The following is a 19,438-nucleotide window of genomic DNA, read 5'->3' as shown; positions in this document are numbered from 1 at the left end:
GCGGACGCTCGTCGGGAACCGGTCGGTCGCGCTCGCCGGTCACTGGGCTTCCGGCTGCAACGAGCGCTGCATGGCGATGCCGTCCGCCTGGCGCGCTCAGCGGTCTCCGTAGTCGTTGCGGTCGACGGGCAGGCCGCCGCCCAGCGCGATGTACAGCTCCACGAGGTTCTGCACCTGCGCCCGCAGCGTCTGGATGAGCGTCTGGCGGGCGTCGAACAGGTTGCGCTCGGCGTCCAGCACCTCGAGGTAGTTGACGACCCCTTCGGCGTAGCGGGCGTTGGCCAGGTCGGCGATGTGCTGCAGGGTGGCGACGTTCTTGCGCTGGGCCAGCAGTTGCTCGGCCAGGTACCGGCGCCCGGCCAGGGCATCGGCGACTTCGCGGAAGGCGGTCTGGATGGCCTGCTCGTACTCGGCGATCGCCACGGTTTCGCGCGCCTCGGCGACCGTCAGGTTGCCTTCGTTGCGGCCCCAGTCGAACAGCGGCAGGGTGATGCTCGGGCCGATGCTCCAGGTTTCGTTCGCGCTGCCGATCAGCCCGGACAATTCAGTGGAGGCATAGCCGAAGCTGCCGGTCAGCGAGATCTGCGGGAAGAACGCGGCCCGCGCGACCCCGATGTTGGCGCGCGCCGCCCGCAGCCGCTGCTCGGCGCCGATGATGTCAGGCCGCAGGTAGAGCAGGTCCGAGGGCAGGCCCGCGATCAGCCGTGTCGGCGGCAGCTGTTCGCCGAGCGGCACCGGCGGCGGCAGCGTTTCGGGCAGTTCGCCGCCGACCAGCACGGTCAGGTAGTTCAACTGTTCGGCGCGGATCAGGCGCAGGTTGGCCAGTTCGGTTTCGGCCTGGGTCAGCAGCGCGGCGGCCTGGTGGAATTCGAGCGCCGAGGTCACGCCGGCCTTGAGGCGCAAACCGGCGAGTTCCAGCGTCTCGCGGCGGGTGCGCAGAGTTTCGAGGGCCAGTTCGATGCGCTGATCCGCCTCGCGAATGGCGAGGTAGGTGGCGGCGACGTCGCCGATCAGTGACAGGTGAAAGGCGCGCCGGGCCTGCTCGGTGGCCAGGTACTGGGCCAGCGCTGCCTCGCTCAGGTTGCGCACGCGGCCCCAGAAGTCCAGTTCGAACGCCGACACGGTCAGCCCGACGAAATAGCGCTCGGTAATGACGCTTCCCGCGCCAGCGCCAGCGGCCGAACCCGCTCCGGTACCCGCTCCGGCGCCGGCGCTGCTGGCCCCGGACGCGCCGGTCGCATAGCGGCCGCGGGTGGCTTCGGCGCCGAGGCCGAGGGTCGGGTAGCGTTCGGCGTCCTCGATGCGGTACTGGCCGCGCGCTTCCTCGATGCGCGCGGTGGCGATCCGCAGGTCGCGGTTGTTCGCCAGCGCTGCCTCGATCAGTTCGCGCAGGCGCGGGTCGTCGAAGAATGCGCGCCATGCGAGATCGGCCGGAACGACGCCTTCGACCGGTTCGGGCTGGTAGTCCGGGTACTGCGGCGGCGTCGGCAGCGCGGGGCGCTCATGTTCGGGCGCGAACTGGCAGCCGGCGAGCAGGGTGCCCAGCAGCAGGAAGGCGGCCTTACGCATGGTCGGTGGCCTCCTGCCCGTGGAAGGCGTCGCTGGCCTTTTCCTGCTGGCCGGGCGGGCGGCGCTTGGTCAGCCAGCGGCGCACGGCCAGGTAGAACAGCGGGATGTAGAACAGCCCGAGCACCGTCGCCATGATCATGCCGCCCATCACCCCGGTGCCGACCGCGATGCGCCCGGCCGCGCCGGCGCCGCTGGCCAGCACCAGCGGCAGCATGCCGAGCACGAAGGTCAGCGAGGTCATCAGCACGGGCCGGAAGCGCATGCGCACCGCGTTCATGATCGCCTCGTGCAGCGGCTTGCCGTCGGCTTCCTCTTCGATGGCGAACTCGACGATCAGGATCGCGTTCTTCGCCGACAGGCCGATGATGGTCACCAGCCCGACGTTGAAGTACACGTCCGCCGGCAGGTCGCGGACCATGGCGAAGAGCACCGCGCCGAGCACGCCGAACGGCACCACCAGCAGCACGGCGATCGGCACCGTCCAGCTCTCGTAGAGCGCGGCGAGCACCATCAGCACCACCAGCAGCGAGATGCCGAGCAGCAGGCCGACCTGGCCCGAGGCCTGCTTTTCCTGGTAGGACGCGGCGGTCCATTCGTAGGCGAAGCCGGGCGGCAGCTTGTCGGCGAGCTGCTCCATCGTGGCCATCGCGATACCGGACGAATAGCCCGCCGCGGCGCTGCCGGCGATGGTCACCGAGGGGTAGCCGTTGTAGCGCTGCAACTGCGTTGGCCCGGCCGTCCAGCCGACGGTGGCGAAGGCGCCGAAGGGCACCACGTCGCCTTCTTCGTTGATCACCTTCAGGTCGAGCACGTCCTGCGGGGTCATGCGGTAGGGCGCGTCGGCTTGCAGGAGCACCTGCAGGACCCGGCCGTCGCGGTTGAAGTCATTGGCGTAGGCGCTGCCGAAGGCGATGCTCAGCGCCGCGTTGACCTCGCTGATCGGCACGCCCAGGGCGCGGGCCTTGATCCGGTCGACGTCGACCCGCAGGCGCGGGGCGTCATCGCTGCCTTCGGGGCGCACGCCTTCGAGGACGGGGCTCTGATTGGCGTCGGCGATCAGCTGGTTGCGGGCGCGCAGCAGCGCTTCGGGGCCGAGTCCGGCGCGGTCCTCGAGCTTGAAGGTGAAGCCGCCGGCGACGCCGAGCGAGGGGATCGAGGGCGGGTTGAGGGCGAAGACGCGCGCTTCCTTGATCGTCGAGAAGGTCCCCATCGCCTGGCGCACCAGGGCCATCGCGCTCTGGTCGTCGCCGGGGCGTTCCTCCCAGGGCGCCAGGCTCACGAAGGACATGGCGTGCGCCTGGCCCTGGCCGAAAAAGCTGAAGCCGTACACCACGGTGACGTCCTCGACGACCGCCTGGTCGGCGTAGAACGCCTTGATGTCTTCCATGGCGTCTTCGGTGCGCTTGATCGTCGAGCCCGGCGGTGCCTGGACCACGGTCATCACCGAGCCCTGGTCCTCGTCCGGCAGGAAGCTGCTCGGCATGCGCAGGTAGAGGAACGCGGTCAGCGCCAGGAGCGCGGCGAACAGCAGCAGGTAGATGAGGGGGTGCGCCAGCACGTGCCCGACGCCGCGGTGGTAGCGGTCGGTGCCGCGCGTCATCCAGCGGTTGAACGGGCGGAACAGCCGCGCGCTCCAGTCCGGCCTGTTCGCATCGTTCGCCTTGAGCAGGTTCGCGCACAGCGCCGGCGTCAGCACCAGCGCAAGGATGGTCGAGATGATCACCGCCACGGCCAGCGTGACCGCGAACTGCCGGTAGATGCCGCCGGTCGAGCCGGGGAAGAAGGCCAGCGGCACGAACACCGCGACCAGCGCCAGGCTCGTCCCGATCACCGGCGCGGTGACCTGGCCCATCGCCTTGACCGTCGCCTCGTACGGAGGCAGGTCTTCTTCGTCGATGAGCCGCTTGACGTTCTCCACCACCACGATGGCGTCGTCCACCAGCACGCCGATCGCCAGGATCATGCCGAACAGCGACAGCAGGTTGAGCGAGAAGCCCAGCAGCCACAGGCCCAGGCAGGTGCCGGCGAGGGTGATCGGGATGACGATGGTCGGGATCAGCGTGGTGCGCCAGTTCTGCAGGAACACCAGCATCACGATGATGACCAGCACCATCGCCTCGATCAGCGTGTGCAGCACTTCCTCGATCGAGGCGGAGATGAACGGCGTGGTGTCGAACGGCACCGACCAGCTCACGCCCTCGGGAAAGCCCGACGACAGGTCCTGCATGCGCTGCTTCACCGCCGCGGCGGTTTCCAGCGCGTTGGCGCCGGGCGCCAGCTGCACGGCCATGCCGGCGGCCGGTTCGCCGTTGATTTCCAGCCGGGTGGTGTAGTCCTGCGCGCCCAGTTCGACGCGCGCGACATCGCCCAGACGGATCGAGGAGCCGTCCGGGTTGGCGCGCAGGATGATCGAGGCGAATTCTTCGGCCGTGGTGAAGCGGCCCCGGGTCTCCAGCGGCGCATGGAACTCGACGCCTTCGGCCAGCGGCAGCGCGCCGATCGCGCCACCGGCCGCCTGGCTGTTCTGGTCGCGCACCGCGCCGAGCACCTGGCCGACGGAGAGGTCGAAGCTGGCCAGGCGGTTCGGATCGAGCCAGATGCGCATCGCGTAGGGCGAGTAGAACTCCCGCACATCGCCCACGCCCTGCACCCGGCGCAGCTCGTCGACCACGCGGGTGGTGGCGAGATGGCCGAGTTCGAGCGTGCCGATCTCATCGCTGGACGAGCGCAGCGCGATGATCAGCAGGAAGTCGCTTGACGCCTGCACCACCTGGATGCCCTGGCGCCGGACTTCCTCGGGCAGCCGTTGTTCGATGCGGCTCAGGCGGTTCTGCACCTCCATCTGCGCGATGTCGATGTCGGTGCCGGGCGCGAAGGTCAGCTCGATCGAGGCGGTGCCGTTTGAGCGGCTGGTGGAGTCCATGTAGAGGACGCCCTCGACGCCGTTGAGCGCCTGCTCGATGACCTGGGTGACGTTGGTTTCCAGCACGCTCGCATCGGCGCCGGGGTAGGTCACGCCGATGGCCAGGCTCGGCGGTGCGATCGAGGGGTATTGCTCGACCGGCAGGCTGCGCAGCGCCAGCAGGCCGCTGAGCAGGATGCCGAGCGCGATGACCCAGGCGAAGACCGGGCGGCGGATGAAGAAGGTGGGCGTCATCGGGCGCCCTCTGCAGGCGCGGTTTGCGCGTCCTCGCCCGCGGCTTCGGCGGGCGGCGGCGCGCCGGCGGCGCTGTTGGGCGCCTTGTCGGGCGAGAGTGCTTCGGCCTTGCTGTCGGCATCTTCCTCGGCGCGGCCGACCGGCACGGTGCGCACCGGCATGCCGTCGCGCAGGTTCTGCCAGCCTTCGACGATGACGCGGTCGCCGGCTTGCAGGCCGTCATCGATGATCCACCGGCTGCCGACCATCTCGCCGAGGTCGACGCTGCGCACCTGCGCCTTGCCGTCCTCGCCGACCACCATCACGGTGGCGCCGCTATCGTTCACCATCACCGCCCGCTGCGGCACCGTCAGCCCGCCGGCCCGCGTACCGGCGTGCACCCGGGCGCGCACGAACTGGTTGGGCAGCAGCACGCGGTCGGGGTTGGGAAATTCGGCCCGCAGCGTCACGGTGCCGGTGGACTGGTCGATCGTCATCGCCATGAAGTCGAGGTAGCCGACGTGCGGGTACTCGCTGCCGTCCTCGAGGGTCAGGCGGACTTCGACCTCGTTCTTGCTCGGCAGGTCGAGCGCGCCGGAGGCCGCCTTCGCGCGCAGGGCGAGCAGGTCCGAGCTGGACTGGGAAAAGACCACATGCACGCGCTGAAACTGCTCCACGCGGGTCAGCAGCGTGGCCTCGGTCGCGCTGACCAGGGCGCCGACCGTCACGTTGGCGAGGCCGGCCAGGCCGTCGATGGGCGACTCGACCGAGGTGTGTTCCAGATCAAGCTTGGCCGCCTGCACCTGTGCCTCGGCCTGCGCGGCGTCGGCCCGAGCGGTGCGCAGGTTGGCCTGTGCGGAGTCGAATTCCTGCTCGCTGATGGCGCCGCGATCGACCAGTCCGCGATAGCGCTCGACCACCTGCTCGGCATTGGCGGCGGTGGCCTGGGCTCGTTGCAGGGCCGCCACGGCCGCATCCAGCGCGGCCTTCATCTCGCGCGGATCGATCACGAACAGCAGCTGCCCGGCCTTGACCTCGGTGCCTTCTTCGTAGGTCCGCTCCTGGATGATGCCGGTGACCCGCGCGCGTATCTCGGCGATCTTCATCGCCTGGACGCGGCCGGGCAGTTCGATGATGTTCGGCACCGGCTGGGCCTGCAGGGTGGTGATCGCCACTTCCGGTGGCGGCGGCGCCGGGGGCGTCGGGTTTTCTTCGCTGCAAGCGACCAGCGTGAGCGCGGCCAGGCAGGCAAGCGCACGGGGGTACGGGAAAAGCCTCATCGGTGGGTCCCTTGGCGGTCGCAGCGAAGGGCTGCGAGGGCGGAACGTCGGGTCCTAGTTCTCGACCGCGCTGCGCCATGAGCGTTCGTGAATTTTTCGATGGCCCCGGCGACGGCGCTGCAGCGAGGCGCCTCGGGCGCTCTGGCTGGGCTTACTGTCCGCTTCGGCAGCTATATTCGTACGGCGAGGCAGGCGACCGCAGGCTTGACGCCTGCCTCGCCTTTGACGCACATTCCGCTAAACGTAATGCGGTTACGCAAAATAACAACAGGCGCTCCTACCAGGCGCCGCCTTGCACGGAGCCATGCCGATCATGGAGCTCTACACCTACTACCGCTCCACCTCGTCCTACCGCGTGCGTATCGCGCTGGCACTCAAGGGGCTGGCGTTCGATGCCGTCCCGGTCAACCTGATCCGCGACGGCGGCGAGCACCACAAGCCCGAGTACCGGGCGCTCAATCCGCAGGGCCGGGTGCCGACGCTGCGCACCGAGGACGGTGGGCTGATCATCCAGTCCCCGGCCATCCTCGAGTACCTCGAGGAGCGCTATCCCGAGCCGCCACTGCTGCCGCACGACCTCGAAACGCGAGCCCGCCATCGTGCGGTCGCCGCGTTGATCGGCTGCGATATCCACCCGCTGCACAACGCCTCGGTGCTCAACCGCCTGCGCGGGCTCGACGTGCCCGAAGCCGAGGTGATGGCCTGGATCGGCCACTGGGTCGGACAGGGGCTGGGCGCGGTCGAGCAGTTGATCGGCGATGACGGGTTCTGCTTCGGCGAGCTCGGCCTCGCCGACGTCTACCTGCTGCCGCAGCTGTATGCCGCACGGCGCTTCGAGGTGGACATTTCACGCTTCTCGCGCATCCTTCGGGTAGAAGCGCTCGCGCTGGAACACCCGGCGTTCCAGGCGGCGCATCCCGATGCGCAGCCCGATAAACCGGAGTAACCGGTCACCATGAAGACGCTCGGTTCACGACTCCTGATGGGTGATCACCTCGCACGCAGCGTGCGGGGCATCTCCTGCGCGCCGCCACGGCACAGGCACTGACGTTTCCGTTTTTTGCCTTGTCCCGTTGCAGCCTGAAAGGAGCCGATCATGGCCGACCTCTTTGAAAACCCCATGGGCCTCATGGGTTTCGAATTCATCGAATTCGCCTCGCCCACCCCGAACGTCATCGAACCCGTGCTGGAAAGCATGGGCTTCTCCCACGTCGCCAACCATCGCTCGAAAGATGTGGCGCTGTATCGCCAGGGCGAGATCAACGCCATCGTCAACCGCGAGCCGAAGAGCCACGCCGCCTTCTTCGCCGCCGAGCACGGCCCGTCGGTGTGCGGCATGGCCTTCCGCGTGAAGGACGCGCACCAGGCCTACGCCAAGGCGCTGGGGCTCGGCGCGCAGGCGGTGGACATGCCGACCGGGCCGATGGAGCTGCGCCTGCCGGCGATCAAGGGCATCGGCGGCGCGCCGCTGTACCTGATCGACCGCTTCGGCGAAGGCAGCTCGATCTATGACATCGACTTCGTCTTCCTTGAGGGTGTCGACCGCCATCCGGTGGGCGCGGGCCTCAAGCTCATCGATCACCTGACCCACAACGTCTACCGCGGCCGCATGGCCTACTGGGCCGATTTCTACGAGAAGCTGTTCAACTTCCGCGAGATCCGCTACTTCGACATCAAGGGCGAGTACACCGGCCTGACCTCCAAGGCCATGACCGCGCCGGACGGCATGATCCGCATCCCGCTGAACGAGGAGTCCAGCAAGGGCGCCGGGCAAATCGAGGAATTCCTCATGCAGTTCAACGGCGAGGGCATCCAGCACGTGGCCTTCCTCACCGATGACCTGATCAAGACCTGGGACGCGCTCAAGGCCCGCGGCACCACGTTCATGACCGCGCCGCCGGATACCTACTACCAGATGCTCGAAGGCCGCCTGCCGAACCACGGCGAGCCGGTGGACGAGCTGAAGTCGCGCGGCATCCTGCTCGACGGCACCTCCGAGGGCGGCGAACGCCGGCTGCTGCTGCAGATCTTCTCGGCCACGCTGCTCGGCCCGGTGTTCTTCGAATTCATCCAGCGCAAGGGCGACAGCGGCTTCGGCGAGGGCAACTTCAAGGCGCTGTTCGAATCCATCGAGCGCGACCAGATCGAGCGCGGCGTGCTCAGCACGGCTGAGTGAGCCTGAGGGCTGGGCCGCCTCCGCCGGCCCAGCCCGTTTCCTTCCAGCCGCTTCGGGCGCCACCCTGTGGCCCCGTACCGTTGCGGCTGCTTCCGGCCTGTTCGGGCAATCCAGCCGATTCCTCCGCCAACGTGGCGTTCGCTACGCAGCGCCGCGAGCGCCTGCACGAGATCGAGCGTAAATGCGCTTTACTTTCAAATAAGAATAATTACTATCCAGGCGGCCTTGGCCATTCGATGGCTCTAGAAGGCACGTTTGCGGCCGAACCTTCGGTCGCGTTTTGAGGATGCAAGACGCCTGGGAGATGTTCGGATGATGGTTTCGACGCGTGACAGATTAGCGCTGGCGGTGAGCGTTGCCGCCTCGATGGGGGGCTCTGCCTGGGCCGAGGAGGCGCCCATCGAGCTGCAACCGACCACCGTGGTGACTGCCGCGGGCTACGAACAGAACATCGCCGAAGCGCCGGCGAGCATCTCGGTCATCACCCGCGAGCAGCTGGAAACGCAGTCCTACCGCGATGTCACCGATGCGGTGCGCAACATCCCCGGCGTCTACGTCACCGGCGGCGGCAGCATGCAGGACATCAGCATCCGCGGCATGTCGTCCAAGTACACGCTCTATCTCGTCGATGGCCGTCCGGTCTCGGCCGGTCGTTCGGTGAACACCAATGGCAGCGACGGCGGCAAGCAGATCGGTCTGCCGCCGCTGGCGATGATCGAGCGCATCGAGGTCATCCGCGGGCCGATGTCCTCGCTGTACGGGTCCGAAGCCATGGGCGGGGTGATCAACATCATCACCCGCAAGGGCGGCGATGAATGGGCCGGGACGGTCACCACCGAATACAGCCATTCGCTGAACGACGTGAACGAAGACGAGGCGCTCGCCAATTTCTACCTCGGCGGCGCGCTGGTGCCGGACCTGCTCGGCCTCAAGCTGCACGGGTCCTACATCCGCAACGAGGAAAGCGAGCTGGCCGGCGGTAGCGATAGCGCCGCCAGTACGCCCGACGGCAAGCGCCGGCAGGCAGGCGCCGAGCTCTACCTCACGCCCGATGAGCAGAACCGGTTCTCCGTCAGCTACCAGGCGTCGCGGCTGGACGAGACCTACCACCCCGGCATGAGCCTCGCCGACACCGCGACCGAGAACACCACCGAGTACGAAAAGGACGTCTATGTCCTGGCGCACGACGGTTTCTACGACAACCTCCAGGTCAACACCTACCTCCAGCATGACCAGTCCGAGCGCGTGCAGGACCTGACCAAGCGCGAGGAAATCACCACGCTGAACACCCAGGCGAGCTACTTCGCCGGGCGCAACGTGTTCACCTTTGGCGGTCAGTACAAGTACGAAGACTTCGTCGACGAAACCAACGGCCTGCTCAGTGCCGGCATTCCGGGCGCGACCGCGACGGTCGATCGCTGGCTGGCGGCCGTGTTCTTCGAGGCCGAGTGGGGCCTGACGGAGGATTTCGCCCTGACAACTGGCCTGCGCTACAACGACGACGAACTGTTCGGCGGCTACCTGTCGCCGCGCGTCTACGGCGTCTACCAGTACACGCCGAACCTGACACTCAAGGGCGGCGTGTCGACCGGCTACCAGCAGCCCGGCCTGGCCGATGCCACCGAAGGCTTCGGGCGCGGCACCGGGGGCGGCGGCTCGCCTGCCCCGCATTCGCGCGCGCTGATCATCGGCAATCCGGAGCTCGAGCCGGAAACCAGCACCAACTACGAAGTCGGCTTCGTCTACGACGACCCGGCGCTGGGCCTGAACACCAGCATGATGCTGTTCCACACCGTCTATAAGGACAAGATCGCCGAAACGCGGCTCTGCGAGACGGACACCGACGGCTCGGGCGCCAACCGGAACAACGTCGCCGCGTGGGCCTGCCCGTACGGCGGCAACAACTACTATTTCCTCAGCACCCGCATGAACGTCGACGAGGCGACCATGCAGGGCGTCGAGCTGACCCTCGACTACCTGTTCAGCCCCAGCGTGCGCCTGAGCACCAGCTACACCTACACCGAGTCCGAGCAGAAGACCGGCGAGTTCAAGGGCGAGCCGCTGAACAAGCAGCCCAGGCACATGGCCAACGCGCTGCTCAACTGGGCGATGACCCCGCGCCTGAGCAGCTGGATACAGGCCAACTACCGCAGCGAGACCAGCGACTACATCGGCCGCACGAGCATGTCCGAAGGCACGCCGGGGTATGGCTTCGTCGATGTCGGCGGCGTGTACGCGCTCACCGATAACGTCGACCTCAAAGCCGGCCTCTACAACGTCGCCAACAAGGAAGTCACCAACGAGGACTACGGCGTGGTGCTCGACGGCCGCCGGCTGATGGTGGGTATGACGGTCGACTTCTGATGGCGCCGCACCCTGTCGCGGCGGGGTGCGGCAGGCGCCGGGGGCAACGGATGTGATGGGTGTGCTCAACGGCGCGGAGCGCCGACGCTTTGTGTAGGAGCCCGCTTGCGGGCGATCGGGCTGCCGGGGTGGGGCGATACCGCGCGGTTGGGGCTGCGAAGAGCATCGCCCGCAAGCGGGCTCCTACGAAGGCGTTCGGCAACGGCAACGGCAACGGCGGGGTGCGGTGGCGCCGGGGGCAACGGATGTGATGGGTGTGCTCAACGGCGCGGAGCGCCGACGCTTTGTGTAGGAGCCCGCTTGCGGGCGATCGGGCTGCCGAGGTGGGGCGATACCGCGCGGTTGGGGCTGCGAAGAGCATCGCCCGCAAGCGGGCTCGTACGAAGATGCCCGGCAGCGGCAATCTCGCCGGGTCGCGCATGGGCGGACGCGGTGCGCGGTGCGGTCATGGGGTCCGGTATGCCGTCCGTGGCGCTTCGCCCGGATGGAAATGGAGCAGGGCGCCGCGATCGAACCCGCCCGAGGCGAGGGCTTGCGGTCCGAGCGTCACCTCGATGCCTTGCGCCTGGCCCGGTACTTCGAGCGTCACGCGAAGCAGCGGGCCGATCTGACGGCATTCACGCACGGTGCCGGTGCGATAACCCGGCGCAGGGTGCGTGGAAAGGCGCACCTCGTGCGGGCGGAACAGCAGCGGGCCGTCGTCCGTTTCCAGCCGGTTGGCATCGCCGAGGAAGTGATAGACGAACTCGCTGGCGGGGTTGGCATAGACCTCTGCCGGCGTGCCGATCTGCTCGATCACGCCCTTGTTCATCACCACGATGCGGTCGGCCACTTCCATCGCCTCGTCCTGGTCATGGGTGACGAACACGCTCGTCAGATGCACGTCCTCGTGCAGGCGCGCCAGCCAGCGGCGCAGTTCCTTGCGCACCTTGGCATCCAGTGCGCCGAACGGCTCGTCGAGCAGCAGCACGCGGGGTTCGACCGCCAGCGCGCGGGCCAGGGCGATGCGCTGGCGCTGGCCGCCAGAAAGCTGCTCGGGGTAGCGGTCGGCCAGCCAATCGAGCTGCACCAGGCCCAGCAGTTCGCGGACCTTGTCGGCGATCGCGGCGTCGCTCGGGCGCTGCCGTTTCGGCTTCATGCGCAGGCCGAAGGCGATGTTGTCGAACACCGTCATGTGGCGGAACAGCGCGTAGTGCTGGAAGACGAAGCCGACGTTGCGGTCGCGCACGTCGTGGCCGGAGACGTCCTCGCCGTGGAAGACGATGCGGCCGCTGTCCGGCGCTTCCAGCCCGGCGATGATGCGCAAGAGGCTGGTCTTGCCGCAGCCGGACGGGCCGAGCAGGGCGACCAGCTCGCCGCTCTGGATGTGCAGGTCGATCGCCTTCAGCGCCTGGAATTGGCCGAAGCGTTTGTTGACGTTGCGAACTTCGATGCTCATGGCTGTGCTCCGGTCCTCAGGTGCGCAAGGCGCGATTCGCTCCACTGCTTGAGCAGCAGGATCACCAGCGCCAGGGCCAGCAGCAGGCTGGCCACGCTGAACGCGGCGACGTGGTTGTATTCGTTGTAGAGAATCTCGACGTGCAGCGGCAGGGTGTTGGTCAGCCCGCGGATGTGCCCGGACACCACCGACACCGCGCCGAACTCGCCCATCGCCCGTGCGGTGCAGAGCACCACGCCGTAGACCAGGCCCCAGCGGATGTTCGGCAGGGTGATGTGCCGGAACATCTGCCAGCCGCTGGCGCCGAGCAGGCGCGCGGCTTCCTCCTCGGTGCTGCCCTGCTCCTGCATCAGCGGGATCAGTTCGCGGGCGACGAAGGGCACGGTGACGAACAGCGTGGCCAGCACAATGCCCGGCACGGCGAAGACGATCTGGATATCGCGATCACTCAGCCACTCGCCGAAATAACCTTGGGCGCCGAACAAGAGCACGTAGATCAGGCCGGCAATGACCGGGGAGACCGAGAACGGCAGGTCTATCAGGGTCACCAGCAGGCTCTTGCCGCGGAACTCGTACTTGCTCACGCACCAGGCGGCGGCGACGCCGAACACCAGATTGAGCGGCACCGAGAGGCCCACGGCAAGCAGGGTGAGCTTGAGCGCGGCCAGGGCATCAGGCTCGAGGATCGCCGTGAAGAAGGTGCCGACCCCCTGCTTCAGCGCTTCGCTGACGACGATCACCAGCGGCAGCAGCAGGAACAGCGCGAAAACCAGCCAGGCGGCGAGGATCAGCAACCGGCGCCCCAGGGCATTGCCACGACGCGCGGCCTTGGCGGAGGCGCTGGCTGTCGCGGGTAACGAAACAGAAGACATGACCACCTCCTCAGGAACGCGCGATGCGGCGCTGCAGCAGGTTGATCGCCAGCAGCAGGATGAAGGACACCATCAGCATCAGCACGCCGATCGCCGTGGCGCCGGCATAGTCGTACTGGTCCAGCTTGACCATGATCAGCAGCGGCAGGATCTCGGTCTTCATCGGCATGTTGCCGGCGATGAAGATCACCGAGCCGTACTCGCCCACGCCACGGGCGAAGGCCAGGGCGAAGCCGGTCAGCCAGGCGGGCAGCAACGCCGGCAGCAGCACATGGCGGGCCACCTGCAGCGGACGCGCGCCGAGGCAGGCGGCGGCTTCCTCGACCTCGCGCGGGATGTCGGCCAGCACCGGCTGGATTGTGCGCACCACGAACGGCAGGGTGACGAAGGTCAGCGCCAGGGTGATGCCCAGCGGGCTGTAGGCGATCTTGAAACCCAGTGCGGCGGCGAACTGGCCGACCGGGCCGTTCGGCGCGTACAGCGCGGTCAGCGCAATGCCGGCCACCGCCGTGGGCAGGGCGAAGGGCAGGTCGATCATCGCCTCGATGACCTTGCGGCCGGCGAAGCGATAACGCACCAGCACCCAGGCCAGCAGCGTGCCGATGACGCCGTTGAGTACGGCGGCGGCGAAGGCGGTGCCAAAACTCAGCTCGAGCGCCGCCAGCACGCGCGGCGCGCTGACGATGGCGACGAACTGCGCCCAGTCGAGTTCGGTGGTCTTGAGAAACAGCGCACCCAGCGGAAGCAGGACCAACAGGCTGAGGTACGCCAGGGTGCAGCCCAGCGTCAGGCCGAAGCCGGGTATGACGGGGGAAGGTCGACTGGACATGTTTGCGGCTCGATCGATGGAGAGTAGAAAGCCGGAAAGTCGTAGGGTGGAAAACGCGCAAAGCGCTTTTCCACGCGCATCGCGCCCACGCCTGTTGTGTGCAGGCCGGTGCCTCGAACGCGTGGATGGCTTCGGCCATCCACCCTACGAATCCCGAACTGGCCGTAGGGTGGAAAACGCGCAAAGCGCTTTTCCACGCGCATCGCGCCCAAGCCTGTCATGCAGGCCGGTGCCTCGAACGCGTGGATGGCTTCGGCCATCCACCCTGCGAATCCCGAACTGGCCGTAGGGTGGAAAACGCGCAAAGCGCTTTTCCACGCGCCACACCCGCGCCTGTCGTGTGCAGGCCGGTGCCTCGAACGCGTGGATGGCTTCGGCCATCCACCCTACGGATTACCGCTTAGTGCGCCTGGTAGATCTGGTCGAACACGCCGCCATCGTTGAAGAATTTCGGCTGCGCGACCGTCCACCCGCCGAAATCACCGTCGATGGTGACCAGCTTGAGCGCGGGGAACCGATCCTTGAACTCGGCGGCCACGCGTTCGTTGCGCGGGCGATAGAAGTGCTTCGCGGCGATGCGCTGGCCTTCCTCGCTGTACAGGTAGTTCAGGTAGGCCTCGGCGACTTCCCGCGTGCCCTTGCGCTCGACGTTCTTGTCGACGACCGCCACCGGCGGCTCGGCAAGGATCGACAGCGACGGCGCGACGATCTCGAAGCCGTCGCCGCCCTGCTCCTTGAGCGCCAGGAAGGCCTCGTTCTCCCAGGCCAGCAGCACGTCGCCGATGCCGTTGTTGACGAAGGTGACGGTCGAGCCGCGCGCACCGGTGTCCAGCACCGGCACGTTCTGGTAAAGCGCCTCGACGAAGGCCTGCGCCTGCTGTTCATCGCCGAATTTCTGTCGGGCATAGGCCCAGGCGGCGAGGAAGTTCCAGCGCGCGCCGCCGGAGGTCTTCGGATTCGGCGTGATGACCTCGACGCCCGGTTTGACCAGGTCGTCCCAATCCTCGATGCCCTTCGGGTTGCCCTTGCGCACCAGGAACACGATGGTCGAGGTGTAGGGCGTGCTGGCGTTCGGCAGACGCGACTGCCAGTCCGCGGGGATCAGCTTGCCGATCCGGTGCAGTTCGTCGATGTCGCCGGCCAGCGCCAGGGTCACGACGTCGGCGCGCAGGCCGTCGATCACCGCGCGGGCCTGTTTACCCGAACCGCCGTGGGACTGCCGGACCTCGATCGGTTCGTGGCCCTGGGCCTGCCAGTGTTCGTTGAAGGCTTCGTTGAATTCCGCATAGAGCTCGCGCGTCGGGTCATAGGACACGTTGAGCAGGGGCTCGGCGGCCGAGGCCGGGCCGGCGGTTAGGACGGCGAGCGCGCCTGCCAGGGTGGCGAGCGCCAGGTGTTTCGCGAACATGTGTTGCTCCTTGTGCGCGCCAGGGCGCGCAGGCGAATGCGGGTATGCGTGGGTGGTGTCGCGGTTCAGCGGGGCATTCGCCAGCAACAGCGGCGGTACCGGTGCGTGTTCATGCGGACCTCAATCAGTCTCGGGTTCATGTCACGCCCTCCGGTGGTCCAGTCGGGCTGGTCTTTGAATTCAGGACGTGGAGCGGGCTGGCGCCTGCAGGCGGATCCTTTCCTTGCGTTCGATCTGCACGACCTGGCCGTTGTGCACGGTGATTTCCACCGAGCCGAAGCCAAGGCCTTTCAGGGCAGTCTGGATCGCACGCAGCAGCTGGGCTTCGTCCGGGCCATCGATGGGGCGAAGGGTTGTGCTCATTGTTGTTCTCCAGGGGAGCCTTCGGGCGGTCGGTTGGCCTTGGCCGAGAGGCATGGAGCGGATACTAGGCAGGCGCTGGTTATTCTTAAAAATATTATTTAAGAACATTTATAGCGCTTAAAAGAATAAGCGGACTTAGCCATTCCTTGCCCTGACTGAGCTATTTAAGGAATAAGCAAATATCTTCTTATTACTTCAGTGCTACCGGCGTCAGCGCCTAGACTCGGCCCATTCGCTACTCAGGGAGGCGCACATGGGGCGCACATCGATCCGCTATCTGATCCTGCCCGGTTGGCACGGATCGCCCGACGACCACTGGCAAAGCCACTGGCAACGCCTGCTGCCCAATAGCGCGCGGGTGGAGCAGGCGGACTGGCACGCGCCGCAGAAGGCGGCCTGGATCGCGGCACTCGATCAGGCGGTCGAGGCGAGCAGCGAACCGACCGTGCTGGTGGCCCACAGCCTGGGCTGCGTGACCGTGGCGCACTGGGCGGCACAGGCGTCGGCCGCTCGCGTGGCGCGGGTCCGAGGCGCATTGCTGGTGGCACCGGCGGATGTCGAGCGTCCCGGCCGCCCCGACGCACTGCGCGATTTCGCGCCGCTTCCGCGGGCACGGCTGCCGTTTCCGAGCGTGCTGGTCGGCTCCGACAACGACCCGGCCATGGCCGCCGAGCGGGCCGTCGCACTGGGACGGGCGTGGGGCAGCGACGTGACCGTCCTGCCGAACGCCGGCCATATCAACGTCGCCTCCGGGCACCGGCACTGGGAACGCGGATTCGCCCACCTGTACCGGCTGCAGAGGCTCATCGAGTCGCAGCTGCGCAGAACCGCCTGAAGCGGACGCTGTGAAAACCACTGCGCCCGGCAGTCTGGCGCGGTCGTTCAACCAACCTCAGTGAGTACACACCATGAGCATCCGACTTGGCGACATCGCCCCCGATTTCGAACAGGACTCCAGCGAAGGCAGCATCCGCTTCCATGAATGGCTGGGCGACAGCTGGGGCGTGCTGTTCTCACACCCGGCCGACTTCACCCCGGTGTGCACCACCGAGCTCGGCTACACCGCCAAGCTGAAGGACGCGTTCGCCCAGCGCAACGTCAAGGCCATCGCGCTGTCGGTCGACCCGGTCGATTCGCACATCAAGTGGATCGACGACATCAACGAAACCCAGAACACCCGCGTCGACTTCCCGATCCTGGCCGACGCCGACCGCAAGGTCTCCGAGCTGTACGACCTGATCCACCCCAATGCCAACGACACCCTGACGGTGCGCTCGCTGTTCATCATCGACCCGAACAAGAAGGTGCGCCTGACCATCACCTACCCGGCCAGCACCGGGCGCAACTTCAACGAGATCCTGCGGGTGATCGATTCGCTGCAGCTGACCGACCATCACAAGGTCGCCACCCCGGCCAACTGGCAGGACGGCGACGAGGTGGTGATCGTTCCATCGCTCAAGGATGAGGACGAGATCAAGCAGCGCTTCCCCAAGGGCTACCGCGTCGTCAAACCCTACCTGCGCCTGACCCCGCAGCCCAACGGCTGAGCGAGGCGGGGGCGCACAAGCCGCCCCCGCCTAGAGTGGTCGCTGGTTGCGCCCGGCGGTGACGCGGTCAGTCGGCCAGGCGCGGCGGGCTCGATGGTTCGTGGATCGGGCAGCCGTTGTGCTGCGCACGGAAGCCTGCGGACATTTCGTAGGCCGGCTTGCGGCTGCGCATGATGCCGCCCAGCGGCTGGTGCGCGGCCAGGCCGTGCCAGGGGCTGAAGGACAGGCCGTCGTCGACCTGCGTGGCGCGGGCATCCGACCAGGCCGATTGCGGCGCGACCTCGATGCGGGCGATGGTCACGTACGGGCTTTCGTCTTCCGGCCAGGCGACGGTGGCGTCCTCGACCGGCATCTTCTCGATATCGGTCGCCAGCTGCACCCTGACCTCCCAGGTGCCGCCGTGCCGCGCGAAGAAGGCGACGATCGCCTCGCGCAGCCCGTTCGGCTTGCCGTCCAGGTCGACCGTCCGGCCGCTCAGTTCGGTGAGTTCGGGCGATACCGGCGCCACGCTGATCTTGCCGAAATAGGGGCCGTGACGCAGCGGCGCGACCGAATAGAAGGTGTCGCCCAGCGGGTGGGTCAAGGGATGGCCGCCCATGCTCGTGAGCGTCGCACTCTGGCCGCCGACCGATTCGAGCGCGCCTTCGGCGCCGCGCAGCACCGCCGAGAGCGCCTGCTTGGCCCGCGGCGCGCGGTCGGTGGTCTTGGCGATCAGCTTGAGCGAGCGGAGGAAGGCTTTCGGCGTGGGCGCGACGAAGGCGGGCGCGTTGACCAGCACGAAGTCCTGGGTCGTCGCGCCTTCGCTGTCCGGCAGCCGAGGCCCCTCGACCCCGATGACCTTGATCGCCAGGCCGCGCGGCGTCGATACCTTGTCATCGAGGATGTCGCCGGGGTTGGTCGAGAACCGCAGGATCACCGGCAGCCGGCCCGGCCGTGCGAAAGCCCCCTGGGCCAGCGCGGGCGGCAGGCCTTCGGGCACCACCAGCTCGCCTTGCAGCAGACCGTGGCTCTTGGCGTGCACGCTGCGAATCGCATGGCCGCCATCGGCGTAGGTGGTCTCGATGATCGAGTGCATCGCCTCGACCAGCTCGCGGACGGTATCCGGCTCGTCCTCGGGGATGGCTTCGAAACGGGGATCGAACGGCAGCGGGGTGACGGTCAGGCGGTCGGTCACGGTCGGCTCCTTGGCGGGGCAGGTGGCAAAGGGGGTGTCGAGCGAACGGTACGGCCTCGGTCGCACCGCGCTCGCTTTTGTCTGGACTGCGCCATGCCGCGCATCGTTCATGACCGTTCGCGATCCGTTCGCCCCTGGATCGACGCCGTCTTCGCTGGATCGGACCGGTCGACCCGGAGCAACGAATGGGCCGTTCGGCCTTTCGGCGGAACTCTTGCCGTCTCGGTTCATCACAGCCACGACGGTCTAAATCGCTGAGCAACAATTCCAATAGCTCTCATGGAGGCCCGATGAAGAATCTCCACGGCCCGTTGCGCATCCTGAGCCTGATCGTGCTGCTCCTCATGGCCAGTGCCATCGTCTATGCCTTCACCATGACGATCGTGCACTGGACCGGCATCAACGTCTGAGGAGCGCGAAGCATGAACAATCGACAAGCACGGCTTTTCGCCATATGGGGTACGGGCCTCTCGACGTTGCTGTTCCTGGGCATGACCCTGGACACCCATCGGCAGATTCCCGAGCTGACCAATTCGGAGAACATCACGCCGCAGGTCACCCACGGCATGGATGTGTGGCACAAGTACAACTGCATCAACTGCCACACCCTGTTCGGCGAAGGCGCCTACTACGCGCCCGATCTGACCAAGATCACCCAGCACCGCGGCGAGCCCTACCTGCAGGCCTACATGCGCGACCCATCGAAGTTCTACGACGAGCAGACGCATCGCCGCTTGATGCCCAAGCAGGACCTGAGCGAAGAGGAGATCACCGACCTGATCGCCTTCCTCGACTGGGTCAGCAAGGTCGATAACCAGGGCTGGCCGCCGCGCCCGATCCTGGTGACGGGTAGCTTCATACCGGGAACGGCGGCCGTGGCGGGTGTCGATGCAACCGGCACTCCCGCAGCGCCCGAGGGCACCACGCCGGTCGACCCGGGGGACGACATCCGCGCGCTGGGCGAGCATGTATTCCGCACGGCAAGCCCGGCCTGCATTGCCTGTCACTCCACCGCGCCGGGCGCCAACATGGCCGGGCCCACCCTGGCGGGCATCGCCACCCGCGCCGCCGAAACCATCGCCTCGCCCGATTACAAGGGGCAGGCCACGGACGTGGAAGGCTACATCCGCGAGTCGATCACCCAGCCCAGCGCCCATCTGGTGCCGGGGGACATGTACTCGGCCGGTGGCGTTTCCTTCATGCCGCCCGGGTATGGCGACGGTCTGAGCGCCGAGCAGATCGACCAACTGACGGCCTTCCTGGCAACACTGAAATGACGGCG

Annotated in this window: 15 protein-coding genes; 6 read left to right on the top strand and 9 right to left on the bottom strand. The window is 67.3% G+C overall.

Features of this window, described 5'->3' with window-relative positions; genetic code table 11:
* Window positions 1–96 precede the first annotated feature (96 nt).
* The 3 genes from D7325_RS07670 to D7325_RS07660 are packed head-to-tail and all read right to left on the bottom strand — an operon-like array spanning window position 97 to window position 5,985.
* A complete protein-coding gene (locus D7325_RS07670) occupies window positions 97–1,569 on the bottom strand; it encodes an efflux transporter outer membrane subunit (protein ID WP_120994956.1) in 1,473 nt (490 codons plus the stop codon).
* Window positions 1,562–4,726 carry a multidrug efflux RND transporter permease subunit gene (locus D7325_RS07665; protein ID WP_120994955.1) on the bottom strand — a complete coding sequence of 1,055 codons (3,165 nt, stop codon included), beginning with the start codon at window positions 4,724–4,726 and terminating at the stop codon, window positions 1,562–1,564. The genes D7325_RS07670 and D7325_RS07665 overlap by 8 nt, the downstream gene beginning before the upstream one ends.
* Entirely contained in the window at window positions 4,723–5,985 is a 1,263-nt protein-coding gene (locus D7325_RS07660; RefSeq protein WP_120994954.1) for an efflux RND transporter periplasmic adaptor subunit, read from the bottom strand. The genes D7325_RS07665 and D7325_RS07660 overlap by 4 nt, the downstream gene beginning before the upstream one ends.
* A gap of 313 nt (window positions 5,986–6,298) precedes the next feature.
* On the opposite strand from D7325_RS07660, the gene maiA reads away from it, so the two are divergent.
* The 3 genes from maiA (at window position 6,299) to D7325_RS07645 (ending at window position 10,525) form a co-directional block, all read left to right on the top strand.
* Window positions 6,299–6,931 (top strand): maleylacetoacetate isomerase, encoded by a 633-nt coding sequence (gene maiA, locus D7325_RS07655; protein WP_120995118.1) that lies wholly within the window; start codon window positions 6,299–6,301, stop codon window positions 6,929–6,931.
* 150 nt (window positions 6,932–7,081) lie between these two features.
* Window positions 7,082–8,161, top strand: a complete 1,080-nt coding sequence (gene hppD / locus D7325_RS07650) for a 4-hydroxyphenylpyruvate dioxygenase (protein ID WP_120994953.1) — start codon at window positions 7,082–7,084, stop codon at window positions 8,159–8,161.
* A gap of 312 nt (window positions 8,162–8,473) precedes the next feature.
* Complete coding sequence (locus D7325_RS07645; RefSeq protein WP_120994952.1) at window positions 8,474–10,525, top strand: TonB-dependent receptor domain-containing protein; 2,052 nt, start codon at window positions 8,474–8,476, stop codon at window positions 10,523–10,525.
* A 445-nt stretch (window positions 10,526–10,970) separates the two neighbouring features.
* Here D7325_RS07645 and D7325_RS07640 read toward each other — a convergent pair whose 3' ends face one another.
* The 5 genes from D7325_RS07640 to oscA form a co-directional block, all read right to left on the bottom strand.
* Window positions 10,971–11,963, bottom strand: a complete 993-nt coding sequence (locus tag D7325_RS07640) for a sulfate/molybdate ABC transporter ATP-binding protein (protein ID WP_120994951.1) — start codon at window positions 11,961–11,963, stop codon at window positions 10,971–10,973.
* Complete coding sequence (gene cysW, locus D7325_RS07635) at window positions 11,960–12,835, bottom strand: sulfate ABC transporter permease subunit CysW (protein WP_120994950.1); 876 nt, start codon at window positions 12,833–12,835, stop codon at window positions 11,960–11,962. Before cysW ends, D7325_RS07640 begins: the two co-directional genes overlap by 4 nt.
* Before the next feature lie 10 nt (window positions 12,836–12,845).
* Entirely contained in the window at window positions 12,846–13,664 is an 819-nt protein-coding gene (cysT, locus tag D7325_RS07630; protein ID WP_120994949.1) for a sulfate ABC transporter permease subunit CysT, read from the bottom strand.
* Between the two features lie 400 nt (window positions 13,665–14,064).
* Window positions 14,065–15,072: a sulfate ABC transporter substrate-binding protein gene (locus D7325_RS07625; protein ID WP_120994948.1), complete on the bottom strand. Its 1,008-nt coding sequence runs from the start codon at window positions 15,070–15,072 to the stop codon at window positions 14,065–14,067.
* A gap of 180 nt (window positions 15,073–15,252) precedes the next feature.
* Window positions 15,253–15,435 carry a sulfur starvation response protein OscA gene (oscA, locus tag D7325_RS07620; protein ID WP_120994947.1) on the bottom strand — a complete coding sequence of 61 codons (183 nt, stop codon included), beginning with the start codon at window positions 15,433–15,435 and terminating at the stop codon, window positions 15,253–15,255.
* 253 nt (window positions 15,436–15,688) lie between these two features.
* On the opposite strand from oscA, the gene D7325_RS07615 reads away from it, so the two are divergent.
* Both D7325_RS07615 and D7325_RS07610 read left to right on the top strand, forming a co-directional pair.
* A complete protein-coding gene (locus D7325_RS07615) occupies window positions 15,689–16,270 on the top strand; it encodes an RBBP9/YdeN family alpha/beta hydrolase (RefSeq protein ID WP_120994946.1) in 582 nt (193 codons plus the stop codon).
* A 73-nt stretch (window positions 16,271–16,343) separates the two neighbouring features.
* The gene (locus D7325_RS07610; RefSeq protein WP_120994945.1) at window positions 16,344–16,982 is read left to right on the top strand and encodes a peroxiredoxin; all 639 of its coding nucleotides are present in this window, start codon (window positions 16,344–16,346) and stop codon (window positions 16,980–16,982) included.
* A gap of 67 nt (window positions 16,983–17,049) precedes the next feature.
* Here the strand turns inward: D7325_RS07610 and D7325_RS07605 are convergent, their stop codons facing one another.
* A complete protein-coding gene (locus tag D7325_RS07605) occupies window positions 17,050–18,156 on the bottom strand; it encodes a catalase family protein (protein ID WP_120994944.1) in 1,107 nt (368 codons plus the stop codon).
* Between the two features lie 422 nt (window positions 18,157–18,578).
* On the opposite strand from D7325_RS07605, the gene D7325_RS07600 reads away from it, so the two are divergent.
* Window positions 18,579–19,433 carry a c-type cytochrome gene (locus tag D7325_RS07600; protein WP_120994943.1) on the top strand — a complete coding sequence of 285 codons (855 nt, stop codon included), beginning with the start codon at window positions 18,579–18,581 and terminating at the stop codon, window positions 19,431–19,433.
* The last annotated feature ends 5 nt before the right edge of the window (window positions 19,434–19,438 follow it).

The organism is Stutzerimonas urumqiensis (genome assembly GCF_003640395.1).
In the GTDB taxonomy this organism is placed as follows: domain Bacteria; phylum Pseudomonadota; class Gammaproteobacteria; order Pseudomonadales; family Pseudomonadaceae; genus Stutzerimonas; species Stutzerimonas urumqiensis.
The sequence above is the reverse complement of the archived record's forward strand: the minus strand, read 5'-3'. Positions and strand labels throughout refer to the sequence as shown.